The following is a 215-nucleotide window of genomic DNA, read 5'->3' as shown; positions in this document are numbered from 1 at the left end:
GGCAAGCTTACGTGGCGTTGCGTTTTTGGCTGGTGCCGATGGGCTGCTGTGGGACTCGCTGCCGGATGCCTGCGCCATGCTAAAAACCGCGCGGCTATTTGAGCCGAAAATCAGTCATGACCTTCGCGAACAAAAAATTAACCGCTGGGCGATGCGTATTGCACTCGAAATGGAAGCCGCCGACAGCCTCACCTCAGCTAATCAGGAGCACACTA

Annotated in this window: 1 pseudogene; it reads left to right on the top strand. The window is 55.8% G+C overall.

The features are described from left to right. Positions 1-215 (top strand): annotated as a pseudogene (locus tag JTI85_RS21115) (glycerol kinase); the annotation flags it as partial.

It is taken from the genome of Citrobacter sp. Colony219 (assembly GCF_019382635.1).
Taxonomy (GTDB): Bacteria; Pseudomonadota; Gammaproteobacteria; order Enterobacterales; family Enterobacteriaceae; genus Citrobacter; species Citrobacter youngae.
This window is presented reverse-complemented; position numbering and strand designations above follow the sequence as displayed.